Annotated in this window: 21 protein-coding genes and 1 pseudogene; 9 read left to right on the top strand and 13 right to left on the bottom strand. The window is 60.0% G+C overall.

Annotated elements, in window-relative coordinates:
• Window positions 1-258 precede the first annotated feature (258 nt).
• From GR198_RS00595 to GR198_RS00570, 6 genes are all read right to left on the bottom strand, one after another.
• Window positions 259-1,380, bottom strand: coding sequence for a branched-chain amino acid ABC transporter substrate-binding protein (locus GR198_RS00595; protein WP_003542332.1), 1,122 nt, complete (start codon window positions 1,378-1,380; stop codon window positions 259-261).
• A gap of 120 nt (window positions 1,381-1,500) precedes the next feature.
• The gene (locus GR198_RS00590; RefSeq protein WP_017961754.1) at window positions 1,501-1,854 is read right to left on the bottom strand and encodes a DUF6867 family protein; all 354 of its coding nucleotides are present in this window, start codon (window positions 1,852-1,854) and stop codon (window positions 1,501-1,503) included.
• A gap of 19 nt (window positions 1,855-1,873) precedes the next feature.
• Window positions 1,874-2,617: an ABC transporter ATP-binding protein gene (locus GR198_RS00585; RefSeq protein ID WP_018073714.1), complete on the bottom strand. Its 744-nt coding sequence runs from the start codon at window positions 2,615-2,617 to the stop codon at window positions 1,874-1,876.
• Window positions 2,617-3,492 carry an ABC transporter ATP-binding protein gene (locus GR198_RS00580; protein ID WP_020486809.1) on the bottom strand — a complete coding sequence of 292 codons (876 nt, stop codon included), beginning with the start codon at window positions 3,490-3,492 and terminating at the stop codon, window positions 2,617-2,619. Before GR198_RS00580 ends, GR198_RS00585 begins: the two co-directional genes overlap by 1 nt.
• Window positions 3,492-4,883 (bottom strand): high-affinity branched-chain amino acid ABC transporter permease LivM, encoded by a 1,392-nt coding sequence (livM, locus tag GR198_RS00575; RefSeq protein ID WP_029872436.1) that lies wholly within the window; start codon window positions 4,881-4,883, stop codon window positions 3,492-3,494. The genes GR198_RS00580 and livM overlap by 1 nt, the downstream gene beginning before the upstream one ends.
• A gap of 4 nt (window positions 4,884-4,887) precedes the next feature.
• Window positions 4,888-5,790: a branched-chain amino acid ABC transporter permease gene (locus tag GR198_RS00570; protein ID WP_003542342.1), complete on the bottom strand. Its 903-nt coding sequence runs from the start codon at window positions 5,788-5,790 to the stop codon at window positions 4,888-4,890.
• A gap of 543 nt (window positions 5,791-6,333) precedes the next feature.
• Between GR198_RS00570 and cysQ the strand changes: the two genes are divergently transcribed.
• Window positions 6,334-7,131, top strand: a complete 798-nt coding sequence (cysQ, locus tag GR198_RS00565; protein ID WP_029872437.1) for a 3'(2'),5'-bisphosphate nucleotidase CysQ — start codon at window positions 6,334-6,336, stop codon at window positions 7,129-7,131.
• Between the two features lie 652 nt (window positions 7,132-7,783).
• Window positions 7,784-8,509, top strand: a complete 726-nt coding sequence (locus GR198_RS00560) for a sugar transferase (protein WP_026158830.1) — start codon at window positions 7,784-7,786, stop codon at window positions 8,507-8,509.
• Between the two features lie 130 nt (window positions 8,510-8,639).
• On the opposite strand, the pseudogene GR198_RS00550 reads toward GR198_RS00560, so the two are convergent.
• A pseudogene (locus GR198_RS00550) lies at window positions 8,640-9,485 on the bottom strand (autoinducer binding domain-containing protein).
• Between the two features lie 398 nt (window positions 9,486-9,883).
• On the opposite strand from GR198_RS00550, the gene sciP reads away from it, so the two are divergent.
• Entirely contained in the window at window positions 9,884-10,159 is a 276-nt protein-coding gene (gene sciP / locus GR198_RS00545; RefSeq protein ID WP_007533628.1) for a CtrA inhibitor SciP, read from the top strand.
• Window positions 10,160-10,179: 20 nt separating this feature from the next.
• Here sciP and GR198_RS00540 read toward each other — a convergent pair whose 3' ends face one another.
• Window positions 10,180-10,746, bottom strand: a complete 567-nt coding sequence (locus tag GR198_RS00540; RefSeq protein WP_312876433.1) for a paraquat-inducible protein A — start codon at window positions 10,744-10,746, stop codon at window positions 10,180-10,182.
• 55 nt (window positions 10,747-10,801) lie between these two features.
• Here GR198_RS00540 and GR198_RS00535 point away from each other — a divergent pair, with 55 nt between their 5' ends.
• A complete protein-coding gene (locus GR198_RS00535) occupies window positions 10,802-11,080 on the top strand; it encodes a GNAT family N-acetyltransferase (RefSeq protein ID WP_164053788.1) in 279 nt (92 codons plus the stop codon).
• Window positions 11,081-11,285: 205 nt separating this feature from the next.
• Here GR198_RS00535 and GR198_RS00530 read toward each other — a convergent pair whose 3' ends face one another.
• Window positions 11,286-11,636: a hypothetical protein gene (locus GR198_RS00530; RefSeq protein ID WP_003542353.1), complete on the bottom strand. Its 351-nt coding sequence runs from the start codon at window positions 11,634-11,636 to the stop codon at window positions 11,286-11,288.
• Window positions 11,637-12,072: 436 nt separating this feature from the next.
• Between GR198_RS00530 and ctrA the strand changes: the two genes are divergently transcribed.
• On the top strand, window positions 12,073-12,774 hold the full coding sequence (gene ctrA / locus GR198_RS00525; protein WP_003542362.1) for a response regulator transcription factor CtrA: 702 nt from the start codon (window positions 12,073-12,075) through the stop codon (window positions 12,772-12,774).
• Between the two features lie 230 nt (window positions 12,775-13,004).
• Here ctrA and GR198_RS00520 read toward each other — a convergent pair whose 3' ends face one another.
• The gene (locus GR198_RS00520) at window positions 13,005-13,367 is read right to left on the bottom strand and encodes a response regulator (protein WP_003542364.1); all 363 of its coding nucleotides are present in this window, start codon (window positions 13,365-13,367) and stop codon (window positions 13,005-13,007) included.
• Between the two features lie 121 nt (window positions 13,368-13,488).
• Window positions 13,489-14,136, bottom strand: a complete 648-nt coding sequence (gene chpT, locus GR198_RS00515; protein ID WP_003542366.1) for a histidine phosphotransferase ChpT — start codon at window positions 14,134-14,136, stop codon at window positions 13,489-13,491.
• A 194-nt stretch (window positions 14,137-14,330) separates the two neighbouring features.
• Between chpT and GR198_RS00510 the strand changes: the two genes are divergently transcribed.
• Window positions 14,331-14,918: a DUF1134 domain-containing protein gene (locus GR198_RS00510; protein ID WP_003542368.1), complete on the top strand. Its 588-nt coding sequence runs from the start codon at window positions 14,331-14,333 to the stop codon at window positions 14,916-14,918.
• 116 nt (window positions 14,919-15,034) lie between these two features.
• A complete protein-coding gene (locus GR198_RS00505; RefSeq protein ID WP_164066960.1) occupies window positions 15,035-16,201 on the top strand; it encodes a hypothetical protein in 1,167 nt (388 codons plus the stop codon).
• Window positions 16,202-16,283: 82 nt separating this feature from the next.
• Here the strand turns inward: GR198_RS00505 and GR198_RS00500 are convergent, their stop codons facing one another.
• Both GR198_RS00500 and GR198_RS00495 read right to left on the bottom strand, forming a co-directional pair.
• Window positions 16,284-17,108, bottom strand: coding sequence for a TrmH family RNA methyltransferase (locus GR198_RS00500; protein WP_164066958.1), 825 nt, complete (start codon window positions 17,106-17,108; stop codon window positions 16,284-16,286).
• Between the two features lie 7 nt (window positions 17,109-17,115).
• Window positions 17,116-17,502: a hypothetical protein gene (locus GR198_RS00495; RefSeq protein WP_164066957.1), complete on the bottom strand. Its 387-nt coding sequence runs from the start codon at window positions 17,500-17,502 to the stop codon at window positions 17,116-17,118.
• 42 nt (window positions 17,503-17,544) lie between these two features.
• Between GR198_RS00495 and GR198_RS00490 the strand changes: the two genes are divergently transcribed.
• Both GR198_RS00490 and rpoH read left to right on the top strand, forming a co-directional pair.
• Complete coding sequence (locus tag GR198_RS00490) at window positions 17,545-18,570, top strand: RluA family pseudouridine synthase (RefSeq protein ID WP_164066955.1); 1,026 nt, start codon at window positions 17,545-17,547, stop codon at window positions 18,568-18,570.
• A 190-nt stretch (window positions 18,571-18,760) separates the two neighbouring features.
• A complete protein-coding gene (gene rpoH, locus GR198_RS00485; RefSeq protein ID WP_003561986.1) occupies window positions 18,761-19,669 on the top strand; it encodes an RNA polymerase sigma factor RpoH in 909 nt (302 codons plus the stop codon).
• Window positions 19,670-19,768 lie beyond the last annotated feature (99 nt).

Below are 19,768 nucleotides of genomic sequence, written 5' to 3'. Positions count from 1 at the left end.
GATGGAGGCTAATTTAGTTCCGTGGCGCTGCCGAGATGCCGCGGGACCATGACGGTCAAGCGCCGGATCGTACCATTTTTCGCCGTCAGCCCCCCCAGCGAAGCGAGCTGCCGCACGCCATAACGCTCCGTCTTCGTGGGATCGATCGATGAGCGATTGCGGCACGGTAGCCAGACCGGAATTGAAACACCCGCAAAAAGAAAGAAGCCCGGTCGGAACCGGGCTTCGATAATCATGTCCCATAAAGGGAAGCGAGGGTTACATGCCCTGCGGGAAGTAGCTGTACTTGCCGTCCGGACCCTTCTTCCATTCATACATGATGTAGCCAGGAATCTTCGGGTCGCCCTTTTCGTCGAACGAAATGTCGCCGAGAACGGTCGGGAACGGGCCCTTTTCCTTCATGGCCTTGGCAACGGCCTCAGGATCCAGCGAACCGGCAGCCTTGGCGGCCCCGGCGATCGTCTGCATCGCAGCGTAGGAATAGAGCGTGTAGGCTTCCGGATTGAAACCAGCGGCCTTGAACTTTTCGACGAGTTCCTTGTTCGCAGGGTTCGCTGTCGGATCGGGGCCGAAGGTGTTCAGCGTACCGGCGACGGCGTCACCAGCGATCGAGGCCAGTTCGTTCGAAACGATACCGTCGCCCGAAACCAGCGTCGCCTTCAGGCCCTGGTCGGCCGCCTGGCGGATGATGAGACCGGCTTCGGTGTGCAGACCACCCCAATAGATGATCGAGACGCCGGCTTCCTTCATCTTGGCGATGAGGGCCGAGAAGTCCTTGTCGCCGACGTTGATGCCTTCGTATATGACTTCCGTGACGCCAGCGGCATTCATAGCCTTCTTGGTTTCGTCGGCAAGGCCCTGACCGTAGGGGGTCTTGTCGTGAACGACAGCGATCTTGGCGTCCTTGAAGTGATCGGCAAGATATTTGCCGGCGATGGCACCCTGCTGGTCGTCACGGCCGCAGGTGCGGAACGTGTTCCAGAGGCCCCGTTCCGTGAAAGTCGGGTTCGTCGCGGCCGGGGTGATTTCGAGGATGCCGTTTTCGGCATAGACTTCCGAGGCCGGGATCGAAACGCCCGAGTTGAAGTGGCCGATGACAAACTTGACGCCGTCAGCAGCGAACTTGTTGGCGACCGAAATGCCCTGCTTCGGGTCGGAGACGTCGTCGCCGAGCTCGATCTTGATCTGCTCGCCGTTGATGCCGCCAGCCGCGTTGATGTCGGCGGCTGCCTGTTCAGCACCCTTCTGGAGCTGAGCGCCGAACGCGGCGTTCGGACCAGTCAGCGGACCAGCGACAGCGATGAGAACGTCGGCCCATGCGTTGCCGCTGAAGGCGACCATCGCCGTCAGAGCCACCGCCGACAGAAGAGACTTCTTCATATTATTACTCCCAATTTTTGGGCGGGTTCCGGTCCAAGGCCCAGCGCACTACCCACCATTGACTGCGCCAGGAAAGCTGTTCCACTCGGAAGGCAATTCATGCCTAGTTTCAACGGACTGTCAATGTTTGTCCTTCCACGAAAACGCGGAAGTTTTTTCGTACAGCCAGTAATAGTTGTTAACCATCTGATTGGTGCGGCGGTAGCGGAAGCCGGCCGTCGAGAACACCAGCAGCGTCACGAAGTCGAGGATATAGTAGAAGGCGTTGAGCATCGGCCCATTGAACAGGGCATGATGCAGGAACTGCATCGCCCAGGCGAGCAGAAATGTATAGACGATGACCAGCGGATAATCGCTCCAGCCCTCGGCAACCGCTTTGCCGGCGCGCCAGGCGGTCCAGAAGCCTAAGAGCAAGACGATGACTCGGATCGCCACAAGGGGGCCGGCATCCGCTTCGAAGAAAAGTCCCTGCATGTCAAACTCTCCTTTCGACCTAGTGTCTTCCGCCTTCGAGATAGGCGGCGCGGACCTCGGGATTGGCAAGAAGCTCCTTGCCGGAGCCGCTCATCGTCACCTTGCCGTTCACCATCACATAAGCGCGGTGTGAAAGCCTGAGGGCGGCGAACGCGTTCTGCTCGACGAGGAAAACGGTGAGCCCCTCCGCCTCGTTGAGCTTCTTGATCGCCTCGAAGATGCCCTTGACGATCAGCGGCGCAAGACCGAGCGAGGGTTCGTCGAGAAGCAGCAGCTTCGGGCGCGCCATCAGCGCGCGGCCGATCGACAGCATCTGCTGCTCGCCGCCCGAAAGTGTTCCACCCCGCTGGGCGTGACGTTCCTTGAGACGCGGGAAGAGCGTGAAGATCTTCTCGACGTCTTCGGCGAAGTGTTTCAGATTGTCGAGGCCGGCACCCATCTGAAGATTTTCCAGAACCGTCATGCGCGGGAAGATGCGGCGGCCTTCCGGCGACTGTGCAATGCGCAGACGGGCGATTTCATGCGTCGGCATGCGGGTGATGTCGCGGCCCTCGAAGACCACCGAACCGGTGCGGGCCTGCGGGCTGCCGCAGATCGTCATCATCAGTGTCGACTTGCCGGCGCCATTGGCGCCGATCAGGCTGACGATCTCGCCCTTGTTGACGTGGACATCGACGCCGGCCAGCGCCCGGATATTGCCGTAATAGGTTTCGACGCCATTCACCTGAAGGAGCGGTTGACCCGTCATTACTTCATCGCCCATCAGTTTGCGCCTCCTTCGAGCTGCTCGACGGCTGCGATCACCTCTTCCACTTCTTCATCCTCGACGCCAAGATAGGCCGCGATGACCCGCGGATCGTTCTTCACGTGATCCGGCGTGCCATCGGAAATCTTCTGACCATATTCGAGGACGACGACGTGGTCGGAGATTTCCATGACCACAGACATGTCGTGCTCGATCAGCAGGATCGACGTTCCGGTTTCGGCGCGAATGCTCTTCAGCAGCGCGTTGAGCGTTGCCGATTCCCGTGGGTTGAGGCCGGCAGCCGGTTCATCCAGGCAAAGCAGCTCCGGGCCGGTGCACATGGCGCGGGCGATTTCGAGACGCCGCTGGGCGCCGTAAGGCAAATCGCCGGCGGGGTCGTCGGCGCGGTCGATCAGGTCGGCCTTCTCAAGCCAGAAACGGGCAAGCTCGATCGCCTCGGCCGCTTCCCGCCTATAGGGGCCGACACCGATAAGGCCGAGGATCGTATAACCCGATGCCTTCATCAGCTTGTTGTGCTGGGCAACCAGCAGGTTTTCGAGAACGGTCAGGCCGGAGAACAGCCGGATGTTCTGGAAGGTACGCGCGACCTTGGCTTCCTTGGTGATGCGAAAGTCCGGCAGGCGCTCCAGCAGGTATTGCTTGCCGCTCTTCTGGTTGAACGTGATCATGCCCATCGTCGGCTTGTAGAAGCCGGTGATGCAGTTGAAGACGGTGGTCTTGCCGGCGCCGTTCGGGCCGATCAGCGCGGTGATATCGCCACGCTTGGCTTCGAAGGAGAAGTCGTTGATGGCCATCAGGCCGCCGAACTTCATCGACAGGTGTTCGACCTTGAGAAGAGTGTCGTCAGACATCGTATTCGTTACGGGGCTCATCAACCATGGCCCTCCTTGATGAAGCTTCCGGATATCGCCTTGCGTTCTCTGAGGAAGGCTGTCGGCTCACGCGAGCCGACGAAGCCGCGCGGCTTGAACAGCATGACGACGACCATGGCGAGGCCGAAGATCAACATGCGGTAGAGTTCCGGCGTAAAATCTGGTCCGAAGATGAGTTTTAGGAAGCTCATCTCGCGCAGCAACTCGGTGCCGCCGACCATGACGATGGCGGCAATCGCGATGCCGGTCAACGACCCCATGCCGCCAAGGACAACAATGGCGAGAATGACGGCCGATTCCAGGAAGACGAAGGATTCCGGCGAGACGAAGCCCTGGCGGGCGGCAAAGAACGAGCCGGCGAAACCGGCAAACATCGCGCCTGTCGCAAAGGCGGTGAGCTTGGTCGTCACCGTGTTGATACCGAGCGAACGGCAGGCGATCTCGTCTTCGCGCAAAGCTTCCCAGGCGCGTCCGATCGGCATGCGGCGCAGCCGGATGGTGACATAGGCCGTCAGCATGCAGAGCGCCAGGATCAAATAGAACAGGAAGATCTTGTAATAGGCCGAGGAGATCGGCAGGTGAAAGAGCTTGGCAAAGCCGCCGGCCGTCGCATCGAAGGGAATGCCGAAGAGTGTTGCCTTCGGGATGCTCGAGATACCGAAGGTGCCCTTCGTCACGTCAGTCCAGTTGATGAGGACGAGACGAATGATTTCACCGAAGGCAAGCGTCACGATGGCAAGGTAATCGCCGCGCAGGCGCAGCACCGGGAAGCCGAGAATGACGCCCCAGAGTGCCGCGAAGATGCCCGAAAGCGGCAGCAGCACCCAGAAGGACAGGCCGAAATAGCTCGAAAGCAGCGCGTAGGAATAAGCGCCGACGGCATAGAAGGCGACATAGCCGAGGTCGAGCAGGCCGGCGAGGCCGACGACGATGTTCAGCCCCCAGGCGAGCATCACATAGATCAGGATCTGGATGCCGAAATTGTCGACATATGTCAGCGAGCCCTGAGGGCCTCTGATCGCCACCACCACCATGGGATAAAGCAGCAGCGCGATCAGCGCGATCTTCAGGAAATGCCGGTGGAAGAAGCTCTTCTCGGTCGAGATGGCGAGCTCGCCCTCGCGCGCCTTGCTGAGCTTGCGGCGGTCGATATTCGGCCTGATGAAAACGACCATGGCGAAGCGGCCGATGGCGGCGACCGCGACGAAGATCGCAAGCAGGCCCCAGCGCTGGACAATGATCAACTCGTTGCTGATGTTCTGGTCGGTCTTGAGGCCGACATAGAGAACGAACATGCCGAACGACAGGACGGCGGCGAAAAGAGCTTCGGTAAGGCCTTTGCGGACAAGTCCGGCATCGGGCTTGCCTGCAGAATTTTCGATGTTTGCCATGACGTTATACCTTCTCGACTTCCGGCCGCCCGAGGATGCCGGTCGGCTTGAAGATCAACACGAAAGCCAGGATCGCAAAGGTCGCGACGTCCTTGTAGGCGATGGTGAAGTATGCCGACCACAGCGACTCGATAAGGCCGATAAGCAGGCCGCCAAAGACGGCGCCGGGCAACGAACCGATGCCGCCGAGAACGGCTGCCGTGAAGGCCTTCACACCAGGCGTGAAGCCGTCGTTAAACGAGGCGACGCCATAATACATCAGGTACATCGTGCCGGCCACGGCCGCGAGTGCCGCACCCATAACGAAAGTGATCGAGATCGTCTGGTCGACGTTGACGCCGAGCAGCGCCGCCATCTTGCGATCCTGCTCAGTGGCGCGCTGGGCACGGCCGAGTGCCGTGCGATTGACGATGTACCAGAAGATCGTCAGCAGCACTGCGGTGATCACGATGATGATGATCTGCTTCAGCGACACCGAGATGTTGCCGAACTGGTAGACCGAGCTCACCATCGGCGGGATCGGCTTGTTGCGTGGACCCTGCGTCACCTGGATGAAGTTGGACAGCGTGATCGACATGCCGATCGCGGTAATCAGCGGCGCCAGGCGGAAGGACCCGCGCAGGGGCCGGTATGCGACGCGCTCGATCGTCCAATTCCACAAACTCGTCATCAGCATCGCAACGACAAGCATCACCAGCAGCAGAACGGCCACCGGGAGACCTGCGAAGATGGATGTGAGGACGAGGAAGACGATAAGAGCGGCGAAACCACCGAGCATGAAGATGTCGCCATGGGCGAAATTGATCATGCCGATAATGCCGTAAACCATCGTATAGCCAATAGCCACAAGGCCATAGATGGATCCGAGCGTCAGCCCGTTTAAGAGCTGCTGGACGAAATACTCCATATGTCGTTTTCCCCTGGATGCGAGCGAAACATGCTGCATCTCTTTTTGGTTCTTCGGTTCCCCGTTTCAGGGAACCTCATAGGCCGAATGCATAGCGGTTTCGTCGAAAATGTGAAGACAAAAAGGGTTTACTCCGACAGATTCTTGCGGAAACAGGGTTAACTGGCGCATTTTGAACCAAAATCCACAGAAAAACGGCAGAGCAGGGCCTATTTTTAGCCAGAAACGGCCACTGGGTTAACCATCCGGCGATATCGCCGTCGATTTCCTGCACTGCTTTCTGCGTAAGCTATTCCACAGAATTGGAAGATGGAGCAAATTCAGACCCCAAGGCAGCCCCTTTGACGAATGCCATTTCACCAGAGATGCAGCATCTTCGTCTGACAAGGCTGAAAACTTATGGTAGCATCATCAGGCTGCGTATTGAGGGATGCGGAGCACGACGGGGAACACCATATAAGCTTGCGTATCTGGTTGTGACAGGGATGGTTTGCGGACGAGCAACAGCGGGGTGCTCGCCGCGTGGCGAACGGCAAAAGGACAATGCTGAGGACATTTGAAAAGGCGGCGCTCGAAGCCGGCAAGGCCATCATCACGGTCTTGCGCGAAGGCTTCCCTGTCGCCATGAAGGCGGATGCAAGTCCGGTCACGGTCGCCGACGAGGAGGCCGAACGCATCATCCTCGCTCATCTCGCCAGAGATTATCCCGAAATACCCGTCGTGGCGGAAGAATCGGTCGCCGCCGGCAAGGTGCCCGACATCGGCGGCCGAGGCTTCTTCCTGGTCGACCCTCTCGACGGCACCCGTGAGTTTGTCGACGGACGACAGGAATTCACCGTCAACATCGCCTATATCGAGAACGGCGCCCCAGTGGCCGGCATCGTCTATGCGCCGGCGCTGGGGCTTGCCTTCTCTGGAGAACGCGGCCACGCCGAAAGGCTCGTCGTCATGGACGATTTCACGGTTGGTGCGCGCAGCGCAATCACGGTGCGCGAACAGCCGGACGACAGGCTGGCGCTTGCAAGCCTTCGTCACAACAGCCCGGAGACCGGAAGCTTCCTCGCCGACCACGCGATCTTCAAATGCACCAATATCGGTTCCTCGTTGAAGTTCTGCCTGCTGGCGGAAGGCAAGGCCGACGTCTATCCGCGTTTCACCCGCACGATGGAATGGGACACCGCGGCCGGTGATGCGGTGCTGCGCGCCGCTGGCGGTTCGACGGTGACGCTGGACGGAACGCCGCTGACCTACGGCAAGACGGGAACGGCGGCCGATTTCGACTTCGCCAACCCGAACTTCATCTCCTGGGGCGGCAGGAAACGCGTCCTCGAACCGGCGTGATCACCCGCGGGAATCGCTGAATACCGGCAGGCGGCGCAATCCTTTGCATCGCCGCCACGCGTCCAGGTCTGACGCAACGATCCGCGATCGACCTCCGGCCCCCCCCTTACCCGCCAATATCCTCCCCCCCTGCGGGTCCGGAAGCGTGTCCACGATCCCATTTCCAGCTGTGAGTGATTCGCGCGATCGGGCCTCACCAAGTGATTCTGGCCGGAAACTCGTCGCTCTGCATCGTTTCCGGACGCTATGCCGCCACCCAACACGCCTTGATTTTGTCACATTCTGACACGGCTTCGACACCAATCGATATCTTCATCAGAAAAATTTCGCCTCGTCTGCCGTTAAGAAATACGGTTAAGAGCCATGGGCCAAGTGTCGAAACGGCACGTCGCCGGCCCCCGGCGAACCCCTCCAAAGGCCTAGAAACTTTGACAAAATTTCAATTATTAACGAAATATCATGAGCTTGCCTCAACTTAACGCAGATGCGAAAGATTTGCTGCGATGCGATATTTCTCTGGACACCATTACACAATTGTCGCATTTTTCCGTTTTAGTAGGGTTACCAAGACCTAAGTGCAGCCCTGGTGACAGGGTTAACCATTGATCGCCTATTGCCGCCGCGCCCCCTCGAAGACAACAGAGTACGATCCTTGAGCATCACGGAATTAAACAACAGCATTTCGACAGAGTCCTTCCGGCCGAGCCGCCGCCAGCAGCCGAGCCTGAAGATCCAGACCCCTGTTATCCACAGCGATGCGCCGCAGGCGCCGTTGGTGGATCTGGTCCTGAAGCGGGCGTTCGACATTGTTTCGTCGTTGAGCGCCCTCCTCGTCCTCGCCCCTTTCCTTCTGTTCGTCGCCCTGCTGATCAAGATCGACAGCCCAGGGCCGGTGCTCTTCAAGCAGACCCGCTGGGGCAAGAACTGCAAGGCCATCAAGGTCTACAAGTTCCGTTCCATGCGCACCGACCTCTGCGACGTCTCCGGCGTTGCCCAGACGGTGATGAACGATCCGCGCGTCACTCGCGTCGGTGCCATTCTGCGCCGCACGAATGTCGATGAGTTGCCGCAGCTGCTGAACGTACTGCTGGGCCACATGTCGGTCGTCGGTCCGCGCTGCCATGCGATCGGCATGCGCGCCGGCGGCGTGCTCTACGAAGAGCTCGTACCGGAATACCATCAGCGCCATGCGATGCGCCCCGGCATGACGGGTCTTGCCCAGATGCGCGGCCTGCGCGGTCCGACCGATCGTCCGGCCAAGGCGCGCGCGCGCATCGCCAGCGATCTCTACTACGTCGGGAATTTTTCGATCTTGATGGACATGCGCATCATTTTCGGAACCGTCGTGTCGGAGCTGACCCGCGGAAAAGGCTTCTAAAGCACGTCGCGATCTTTCAGATTCGCTCCTCGCGCTTTAGTCTTTGTTTTGCGCATGTCGCACAAAAAGCGATGTACACTTTGCGCGACATGCTTCCCAGCTTTAGCTTTGTGAGAAAGGGCCGGCTGCCTCAGAGCAGCCGGTACCGGAATGCTCCGGCGACCGCCTGCATGCGGCTGACCGAATCGAGCTTGCGCATCGCGCTCTTCAGATAACCCACCACCGTATGCGACGAGAGATCGAGAATGATCGCGATCTCGTCGCTGCTCTTGCCGGCCGCCGACTACAGCGCCGCGCGTCTTTTTAGACGCGCAAAGGACGCTGTAGCACTTTGAATTGCTGGCTGATTCCTTAAATCGATTCCGATTTAAAGAATCAGCCAGCGTCGCAGGCATTCGATTTCGCGCCGGGTGAGCGTCTCCAACGGGCCATCCTCCACGCTGCTGCTACGCGAAACTTTGTCCAGAAGCTCCATGCAGCCATAGAGCAGAGCCATCGCCTGCTCTCGATTGGGCATGGGACAGTCGCCTGAGAAGGCGAAGATGTATTGTTTCAGGTCAGCGTCGTGCAGCGTGAAGGCGAAGGTATTCTTCAGCCCATGCATCTGAAAGAGCACGTTGAGTTTGCGGTTTTCCTGATTGGCGGCGCTGCCCGCAAACGACCCCTCCTCGCAGAAGATCGGCACAATCGTCCGCTTCATCGCGGTCACCAGTCTGCCGCAATAGAAGAGATCGGCAGCCTCGTAGAAGTCGACAAGGCTTTGCGGCCAATTGCTGATCAACCGGTTTTCGGTGAAAGCTGTGCGGTCGCCCCGCGGGAAAGCCGAGAGCAGATAGAAATCGAAGCCCGCAAGCTTCGCCATCGCGTCGAGCCGTTCCTTGCAGTCGTCGGCCGAAACCCCGGTGCCATCGGCCTGCGAAGGCGAAAATGCAGCATCCTCAACGCAGTCGCCGACTGCGCGCTCACGTCTTTTCAACTTCATATCCTCGTATGGCCAGCTTCGGCTCGGCCTCGCTGCCGGCGGCGAAAACTTCGCGCCGGGGCATCAGCAAAGACGGTTTCTGCCCGCATCCCGAGGATACGAAGCATCAAAAACACGAACTGGACTGATACAGCGGGAAGAACGGAGACGAAGTCTTGCGCTCATTCTTATGTTGCCGCCCCTATAAGATCGTCCCGGGAAATCAGCTGATATTCATTCCGTATGGCTCCCATGCAGGCGCTACAAATTGACGTGGCGGCAGGCAGCCGCCTCCATCACCGGCCAGGGCGGGCGTCTAAATTTGTTATCAAAGTCTTACGATGGGTTTAGGCAATTTTTAAATGTGGCAGGCTAGAGTGGGGCTCGTGGTCTTGCGTTGTGTAGAGAGTCCAATGACCGAAATGATACGTCCCCGAGTAAAATATGTCATCGGCCCCGATGGCAGCCCCCTGACGATCGCGGATCTTCCGCCGCCCAATACGCGGCGCTGGGTGATTCGCCGGAAGGCAGAGGTTGTCGCGGCTGTCCGCGGTGGCTTGTTGAGCTTGGAAGAGGCCTGCGAGCGTTACACGCTCACGGTCGAAGAATTCCTCTCCTGGCAGTCGTCGATCAACAGCCACGGTCTTGCCGGCCTGCGCACCACGCGCATTCAGCAATATCGTCACTGATCACCCAGCATTGACGACATTTATTTCGGGCCGGACGCATCTCCCATGAGGGAATGAAGAAGGCCCGAAATCATTGACGAGGCCGCGTAGCACCAGAGGCCGGGCTGCGTGAAGGCATCCGCCAGCCCCGTCGTCTTCGCCGCCGCAATGACGATCGCGACGAGCAGCACATCCATCATCGACCACTTGGACAGATGCGGTACGACGCGACGATAGAACAGGCTGCCGGCCCCACCCCCGGCGGCGGTCGCTTCTGCGGTGATCCCCATCGCCTCCACGGTGATGCCGATCATCTTCAGAAACGGGAGCAGGATCGAAACCAGGGCGACGATTGCCGCCAGCAGCCCGTCCCCGCCTTGCCAGAGCGAGACGATGATTTCGATGAGCGACGGCGTTTCGTCGAAGAAATACAGCGTCTCGAAACGGACCAGCGGCAAGACGAGGCCGAGCGCCAGGAAGAACGGCGCAGCCACGAGAAGCACGGGGCGAGCCATCGAAAGCGCACTCATTGCCCTGAACCTCTCATCGATCCGACGTTTTGCATGAACACTCTGTCTCCTGCCTGTATTGCCTCCACGGCTTGGCACGACCGCGCCGCCATGTCACGGTCCGCTACGACAATATCGGTTATGAGGAAAGACAATGGACATTCGAAGTGAGGAAGGCGTCTCCGGCGGCCGCTATGCGGCCGAGGTCGAAGGGCACGAGGCGGAGATGACCTATTCACGCACATCGCCAAAGCTGGTCATCATCGATCACACGGCCGTTCCCGATTCGCTGCGCGGCAAAGGTGTCGGCCAGGCACTGGCGCTCCACGCCGTGGAGGCAGCCCGCACCGGCGGCTGGAAGATCTTCCCGCTCTGCCCATTCTTCAAGGCGCAGGCGCAACGCCATCCGGAATGGAAGGATGTCGTGAATTAATGGATGTCGCCCAAAAGCGCACAGCGGGTTTGGGACAAGGACGTGCATAAAGTAAAATCGTCCCTGCGGGGGACGAATCTCGTTTCCGGTGGGAGCGACGCCACAAGGCGAACACCAAAAGCCATGTATAACGGACAGCGCGCCCATCATACATGGCTTCTCAGTGGCGATCCCAGGGCGCCGAAGCCGGCACCCGCCGTTTCTCTTACGCCCTTGCTCTGGCGCCGCCGTCACGCTCTTCGAGCGCTGTGGCCCTTGCATATTCCGCCTGCATCTCCTCGAGCGCCATTTCCAGCGTCTCTTCCTGCATCTTCAGTTCCTTGATCGAAACCTGCAGGTTGTCGGCCCGCTGACGCGCGGCCTTGGCGAAGGTCGGATAAGCAAAGTGATTCGGATCGGAAATACCGGACTTCTTTTCCTCGACGACGATCTGGCTCTCCAGATCCTTCGTCATCCGTTCGAATTCAGACATCATCATCTGCAACTGCTGCAACTGACGTCGTTTTTCGTTCACCTGAAATTCCTTCAGGCGAACGAGACTTTCTCGCGACTTCATACGCATTACTCCCGTGATGCGAGACCCCGGCTCAACTTGAAACCGCCCTGCGCGCCGCTTTGACACGGTTTGCTAAAAAATTTCCCGCGATATTAACAAATACCTACCGCTGGTAACCTTTCGTTTACGGGCATCGTTAATGATAGGCCCGATGATTTAAGGGTCGGTAAATGCCGAGGCATGAAGTTCGAACCTTTTCATTGGCGAGTCGGATGAATCACTTAGCGCTGTTTCCTAATGTTAAAGTTGAGAAGCACCTTTTTGAGATTCCTATTGGAAAACAGAGAAATGGAAAAATTGTTTAATAAATTCGATACTCCTTGCCAGAGTGAATTAGAATTTGTTAACCATTTCGTGGCAGCTTTCAAATCACGTAGCGTGTTCGGTATCGTGTAGGGGGCCAGACCACCTTTCGGCGGCGGTAAAGGGGATAATTATGCGGGTACTTCTAATCGAGGATGACAGCGCGACGGCGCAGAGCATCGAGTTGATGCTTAAATCAGAGAGTTTTAATGTTTATACCACCGATCTCGGTGAAGAAGGCGTCGATCTGGGCAAGCTGTATGATTATGATATCATCCTTCTCGATCTGAACCTGCCCGACATGTCCGGATATGAAGTGCTTCGCACTCTCCGGCTGTCCAAGGTCAAGACGCCCATCCTTATTCTGTCGGGCATGGCCGGCATCGAAGACAAGGTTCGCGGCCTCGGTTTCGGCGCTGACGACTACATGACCAAGCCGTTCCACAAGGACGAGCTCGTCGCCCGCATCCACGCCATCGTCCGCCGCTCCAAGGGACACGCCCAGTCGGTCATCATGACCGGCGAGCTGATCGTCAACCTCGATGCCAAGACTGTCGAAGTCGGCGGCCAGCGCGTCCACCTGACGGGCAAGGAATATCAGATGCTGGAGCTGCTTTCGCTCCGCAAGGGCACAACCCTCACCAAGGAAATGTTCCTGAACCACCTCTACGGCGGCATGGACGAGCCGGAACTGAAGATCATCGACGTCTTCATCTGCAAGCTCCGCAAGAAGCTCGCCAACGCTGCCGGCGGCGCCAACTACATCGAGACCGTCTGGGGCCGTGGTTACGTTCTTCGCGAGCCGGATGGTGCCGAATACGCCGAAACCGCCTGATATTTTTTCCGATCCCCCTTATCGGATAAACGAAGATCCCGCCTTTTCGGCGGGATTTTTCGTTTCTGCCTACGGTAAGCAATAAGAATCCGCCCTCGCAGCACATGATCTCAGGCTGGATCGGCCTGAAATCCTCTGTATTTCGATCAAGGAAATAACGTGGGGTAGCCGAAACCGCTTGCACGCGGCATCATGCTCCGTTGGTGCCGATATCGGCGGAAGAGATCGCGTCAGGCGGCGATCGCGCGGTTTCCGAAAACGGCGGTCAGGATCTTGCGATCGAACGGCTTCAGCAGGAAGTCGGTGGCACCGGCCCGTTTGCCCGCCATCAGTTTCTTCAGATCCGCCTCGACGACGCAGTAATAGATCTTGACCTCTTTGCCGCCCTCCATGGCACGGATGGCAGCGATGAGGTCGAGGGCGCCTTCCATGCCGGAATCGACGATCAGATATTCCGGCAGCTCCGCCTGGCAGCGCTGCAGCGCCTCGCCGGCGTTGGAGGCCTCGCTGACGAGAAAGTCGAGTTCGGAGAGAATGCGTTTGCCGACCTTGCGGACGATGTCCGAATTATCGGTGATCATGAACCTTTGCATGGCCGCTCCTTTGCCCCCGCATTCGTCGCAGCAAGAGGCCTCTTACAACCCTGGAGAATAGGTCCATCAGGCTAACGAATCGTTACCGGACGGGGCGCCGACACAGGTCCGCGCCCCGAAATCAGGCTGCCGCAGCCACTGCCGTGAACACCAGTTCGTCGGCGCTGGCGCTGTGATCAAGCGTCATTCCGCACTCCTGCGCCAGAAGCACGGTGTAATAGGGCTGGATCGAATGGGCATCGATCGCTTCCTCGATAGTGCCGGTCGATATCTCGACGAACTTCGGCGGCAGGCGCATCAGTTTGCCTTTGGACGTGAGCTTGAATTTCGCATCGAACTCGGGATTTTCGAGCGTTACCTCGAGCACGCCGCCGCGCGGAATGGCGGAATAGGCAACGAGGAAGAGGTTGAGCAGCAGCTTGACACGGTTCTTGGCGACGATGGCGCGCGGTCCGTTCCAGATCACCTCGGTCTTCTTCTCGGCGACGGCGAAATCCTTGGCTGCACGCTCGGCCTCGCCGGTGTCGATCGAGGCGCCGACGGAGCCCGACGCGCCGAAGGCGAGACGTGCGAATTTCAGGCGGACGGAAGCATTGAGCGCGCTGGTGCGGATCAGGTCCATCGCATCGGCATCGGCGCCGCCTTCATCCAGGAGCTCCAGCCCGTTATTGATCGCGCCGACCGGCGAGATGACATCGTGGCAAACGCGGCTGCAAAGAAGCGCGGCCAGATCCGGGCCGGACAGGGTGAGATTGGGGTTCTTGGACATCATTGTCTCCTGATGGGCGGCAATTTCATTGCGCCCGGAATATGCTTCATCAAAATTGCGCGAAGTTTGCGATCGTACTCGATGCCATAATGACACCATATTTGGTAAACCGATTGTTAAGATCATCGGCGCAAAATGCACCAATCGCCGCGAGCGGTTGCCCGCTCTCAGCCAAACGACGAACGGATGACACCATGCGCCCTCAATTTCCGCACCGATTCATCGGCTTCTGCAGGTTACTTTCGGCCCTCATCTTCTCCTCGCTGATGGTTGCCGGGCCGGCTGCCGCCCAGGACAACGGCCAGTACACGATGCAGGAAATCGTCGACGCCGGCCACTCCTTCTTCGGCTCCGCCAGCGGCGGGCTTGCCAAGGTCGTCGAGAGTGCCTTCCAGAAATACGGCCTGCCGAACGGCTATATCCTCGGACAGGAAGGCGGCGGCGCCTTCATCGCCGGCCTTACCTATGGCGAAGGCCAGCTGAATACCAAGAACGCCGGCGAACATAATCTCTACTGGCAGGGGCCCTCGCTCGGCCTCGATTACGGCGGCCAGGGCTCGCGCGTGATGATGCTGGTCTACGACCTGCCCTCCGTCAACGGCATCTATGCCCGCTTCGGCGGCGTCAGCGGCTCGGCCTATGTGATCGCCGGCTTCGGCATGACGCTGCTCAAGAACAACGACGTGCTGGTCGTGCCTATCCGCACCGGCGTCGGTGCTCGCCTCGGCGTCAATGTCGGCTATCTCAAGATCACCCAGGCGCCGACCTGGAACCCCTTTTGAGGCCGCAAAGCCGCTGGAATCTGCCGCCGTCCCCACCGGCGGCCTTGCCATGCGCGTCACGCGTGCTTAATCATCGCGGCTGACCTCGTATCAACCTTCTTACCGATGGCCGCGCCGTGATCGAATATGCTCTCTTGTTCGGATTGGGCTTCCTGACCGCGGCCTTCCTCGTCTTTCTGGTCTCGCCCGCCGTTCATCGCCGCATCGTCTGGTATACGGAGAACAGGCTGAAAGCGACGATGCCGCTGAGCCCGCAGGAGGTCCGCGCCCAGAAAGACATGGTGCGCGCGCTCTATGCCGCCGAAAACGCCCGCACCACCCAGGACCTTCTGCGTGAGCGCGAGAAATCCCTGTCGTTCCAGCTTCGCCACGACGCCCTCGCCGTCGATGCCGGCAGGCTTGCCGCCGAGATCGGCGAATTGCAGGCCCAGATCGGCGAGATGCATGTCGAGGCGGCCGACCAGCGCTCGCATCTGCGCAAGGACGAGAACTATATCAGCCAGTTGAAAACCAATCTGCATATTGCCGAGCAGTCCGCTGCCAACAAGGAGAGCGAATTGACGACGATGCGGACGCGGCTGAGCAAGCTCGGTGAACAGGCCGATGGGCTGAGAATAGACCTAGCCGCGCGCGAGACCGAGGCGGAGAGCCTGAAATTCCGCGTCAACGCGCTGCGCGACGAACGCGACACGCTGCGCCAGGACGTCAGCCTGCTGCAGAAGCGCGCCAAGGATGCCGAACAGAAACTGACGCAGCAGCAGCATATGGTGATCCGCCTGGAGGATAAGGCCGCGCGCGAGAGCGCTTCCGCCATCGAAAAGGAAACCCTGGTCGCTCGCCGCCAGCAGGAGATCGCCAGGTTGAAGGAGCAGTTGAAGACCGCCAACGCCGAGATCCGCAAGGTCAACCGGGTGCTGCGCGACGCCGGCCTTGCCGGGATGGTCGCGGAGCTGCCGGCGGAAATGACGACCGAAGACACGACCACATCGACGCTCGACACCGCTGTCGTCACGGCTGAGATGGGCGAGGATGTCCGTAAACGCAGCGCCGCCCTGGCCGAGCGCCTGCAAAAGGCAAAGGCCGTAGCCGGACGCGATGGTGCGATCCGCGAGGAGATCGCCTCGATCGCCGCCAATATGGTGGCGTTGACTGCACTGAACGAGGGTCCCTCCTCGCCGATCCGCGCGCTGCTCGTCGAAGGTGCGGAAAAGAGTCCCAACGATCGTGTCAATCTTGCCGACAGGGCAGCCGCGATCCTCGCCGATCCTCCGAGCGTCCGATAGGACGCGCGGCGCGCATGTTTGACCATCATGTTTGAATTGACGCAGAACCCTGAAAATCGATTCCGATTTGAGAGGGTATGCGTTAGACCCGGCCCATCGCCGAGGCCATCGAAAACAGCGCGATCCCCGTCGCCGTCGCGGCATTGAGGCTGTCGAGTTCCTCCGACTGTGGAATGCGCGCGCTCTGGAACCGCGCAAGCAGCGCCTCCGGCAACCCCTCGCCCTCGGTGCCGACGACGAGCGCCATGCGCGTCGACGCCGGAATGGCGCGGATATCGGTCTTGCCGTGCGGTGAAAGCGTCCAGATGGCAAAGCCCCGTTCGGCAAGCGCCAGGAGCACATCCAGCGCCTTGCCGCCGCGGCGGTGCGGAACGCTCAGCACCGAACCGACCGAGACGCGCAGCGCCTTGCGGTAGAGTGGATCACAGGAGGTTTCGTCGAGGAGCACCGCATCCGCCCGGAAGGCCGCCGCATTGCGGAACATCGAGCCGGCATTGTCGTGATTGGAAATACCGCAGCCGACGAGCACCAGCGCCCGTTCCGGCAGCGCGTCGAGAAGTGCCGCCTCCCCGCGGTCCTCACGCCGGCCGAGCGCGAGAACGCCGCGATGCAGATGGAAACCGACGACGCCGTCGAGCACATCAGCCCCGGCGACATAGACCGGCACATCGACCGGAAACCGCTCCAGGATGGGCAGCACGCCCTCGACGCGGTTGCGCAGCAGCAGGATCTTCTCGGCGAAAAAGCCGCGGCCTGCCGCATGCGCCTCGGCGAGCATGCGCAGCACGACCGTGCCTTCGGCGATGAAGCGGTTCTCTCGGCCCGTTAGGTCACGCTCGCGGATCTCGCTGAATTCAGCGACGCGCGGATCGTCGGCGCTGTCGATGTCGATCGGGACGGCGGCCATGCTGGCCTCAATTGCCCGTAACAGTGACGTCGGCGACGCTGCGGCCGGTCCTGAGATCGTAGACCAGCGCCTTGCTCTTGCCCTCGACCGTTTCGCCGTAGAACAAGATCTGCCCTGCCGAAAACGAGGTGGACTGCACCTTGAAGCCGAGTGGCAGGGAAACGGTTGCCGCAAGCGGCGCATCCGAGGGCACGCCGGAGGCGGTAACAGCCGACGCCGTCTCCTTTGGCTCGCTGTGCATCACCTTGTAGACAACCGCGCCGAAGACCGCCATAAGGCTCACGAACATGATGGCGCCGGAAACGATCTGCAGGCGGACCATCTTGCGCCGGACACTTTCCATCGCCGGATCAAGGGGCTTCTCTTCCTGGTCGTCTGGCTCGATTGCTGTCATCTGTGCGTCCCGTTCTAAAAAATACGTCGGAGAAGAAGCGTCTTGAGCGACCCCTTTAAACAAGCAGCCGGCAATAGAAAAGTCCTGACCGCCGATGAAACTGCCGAAGGCCGGTTGGACGCCTGGCTGACGGCGCAGGTCGGCGAGGAATTTTCGCGCAGCCGCATCAAGGCGCTGATCAAGGACGGCCAGGTTTTTCTGCGCGGCGAACCCGTCACCGACCCGCAGCGCAAGGTGCGCACCGGCGATAGTTTCGAACTCACGCTGCCCGAGCCGGAAGACCCGACGCCGCAGGGCGAGGACATCCCGCTCGATATCCTCCACGAGGACGACGACGTCATCGTCATCTCCAAGCCTTCCGGTCTCGTCGTCCATCCCGGCGCCGGCAACTGGACGGGGACGCTGGTCAACGCGCTGATCCACCATTGCAGCGATACGCTCTCCGGCATCGGCGGCGTTCGCCGCCCCGGCATCGTCCACCGTCTCGACAAGGACACGACAGGCGTCATGGTCGTCGCCAAGAACGACATTGCCCATCGCCACCTGTCGCTGCAATTTGCCGACCATGGCCGCACCATGCCGCTCGAGCGGGCCTATCAGGCAATCGTCTGGGGCCGGCCCCGCTCACTGTCGGGCACGGTCGACGCGCCGCTCGGGCGCGCCACCGGCGACCGCACGCGCCGCGCCGTCAAACGCCCCGACAGTCAGGACGCCGACGAGGCGATCACGCATTACCAGGTGATCGAGCGCTTCCATGAGAAGCCGGACGCGACCGCGTTCGCCTCGCTGGTCGAGTGCCACCTCGAAACCGGGCGCACCCACCAGATCCGTGTCCACATGGCCCATATCGGCCATCCGCTGCTCGGCGACACGGTTTACGGTGCCGGCTTCAAGACCAAGGCCAATCTCCTGCCCGAAGAGATCCGCAAGGTCGTCAACGGCTTCGGCCGCCAGGCGCTGCATGCCTTCATGCTGCAGTTCGAGCATCCCCGCACCGGTGAAATCATGCATTTCGAGGTGCCGCTGCCGGATGATATGGTCGAACTGGTCGACGCGCTGCGGCGATAAAGCCGGGCTCCGAATGCCGCCTGCCCAACTCACACCTGCGTGAGCGGCACCTTGAACCGCCGTTTCGCCACACTTATCTGTATATTGACTTAGTGCGGGCTCGCAGTAGAGCCGCACGTCCCGGTTTGCCTTTTTTAACGCGAGGATGCGTTTCCATCGGGAACCGGAATTCACTTTAGGAGGGTGCACTATGGCCCGAAATACCTTGCCGTCCATTACCGCCGGTGAAGCCGGTCTCAATCGTTACCTCGACGAAATCCGCAAGTTCCCGATGCTGGAGCCGCAGCAGGAATACATGCTCGCCAAGCGTTATGCCGAGCATGGTGACCGCGATGCCGCCCACAAGCTCGTCACCAGCCACCTGCGCCTCGTTGCGAAGATCGCGATGGGTTATCGCGGTTACGGCCTGCCGATCGGCGAAGTCGTCTCCGAAGGCAATGTCGGCCTGATGCAGGCCGTCAAGAAGTTCGATGCCGAGCGCGGCTTCCGCCTCGCCACCTATGCTATGTGGTGGATCAAGGCCTCGATCCAGGAATATATCCTGCGTTCGTGGTCGCTGGTGAAGATGGGCACGACCGCCAACCAGAAGCGCCTGTTCTTCAACCTGCGCCGGCTGAAAGGCCGCATCCAGGCAATCGATGACGGCGACCTGAAGCCGGAGCACGTCTCGGAGATCGCCACCAAGCTGAAGGTCTCGGAGGAGGAGGTCATTTCGATGAACCGCCGCCTCTCCGGCGACGCCTCGCTGAACGCGCCGATCAAGGCAGCCGAAGGTGACGGCGGCCAATGGCAGGATTGGCTGGTGGATGACCACGACAGCCAGGAAGACGTGCTGATCGAACAGGATGAGCTCGACACGCGCCGGCGCATGCTGGCGAAAGCGATGAGCGTGCTGAACGAGCGCGAACGCCGCATCTTCGAGGCTCGCCGCCTCGCCGAGGATCCAGTGACCCTGGAAGACCTTTCGACTGAATTCGATATCAGTCGCGAGCGCGTTCGCCAGATCGAGGTCCGCGCCTTCGAAAAGGTGCAGGACGCCGTCCGAAAGGAAGCCCTGGAACGCGCCAAGGCCGTCCGGGTTGTCGAAGCCACGGCATAAACCTGTCGCGTGATACAATTGAAGAAGGCGGGTCCTTGCGGCCCGCCTTTTCTTTTTCATTCATCCTTGTCCGCAGCCTCGGCACCGCGCCAAGATCGG

Origin of the sequence: Rhizobium leguminosarum (assembly GCF_010668065.1) — a bacterium.
Classification (GTDB): domain Bacteria; phylum Pseudomonadota; class Alphaproteobacteria; order Rhizobiales; family Rhizobiaceae; genus Rhizobium; species Rhizobium leguminosarum_S.
The sequence above is the reverse complement of the archived record's forward strand: the minus strand, read 5'-3'. Positions and strand labels throughout refer to the sequence as shown.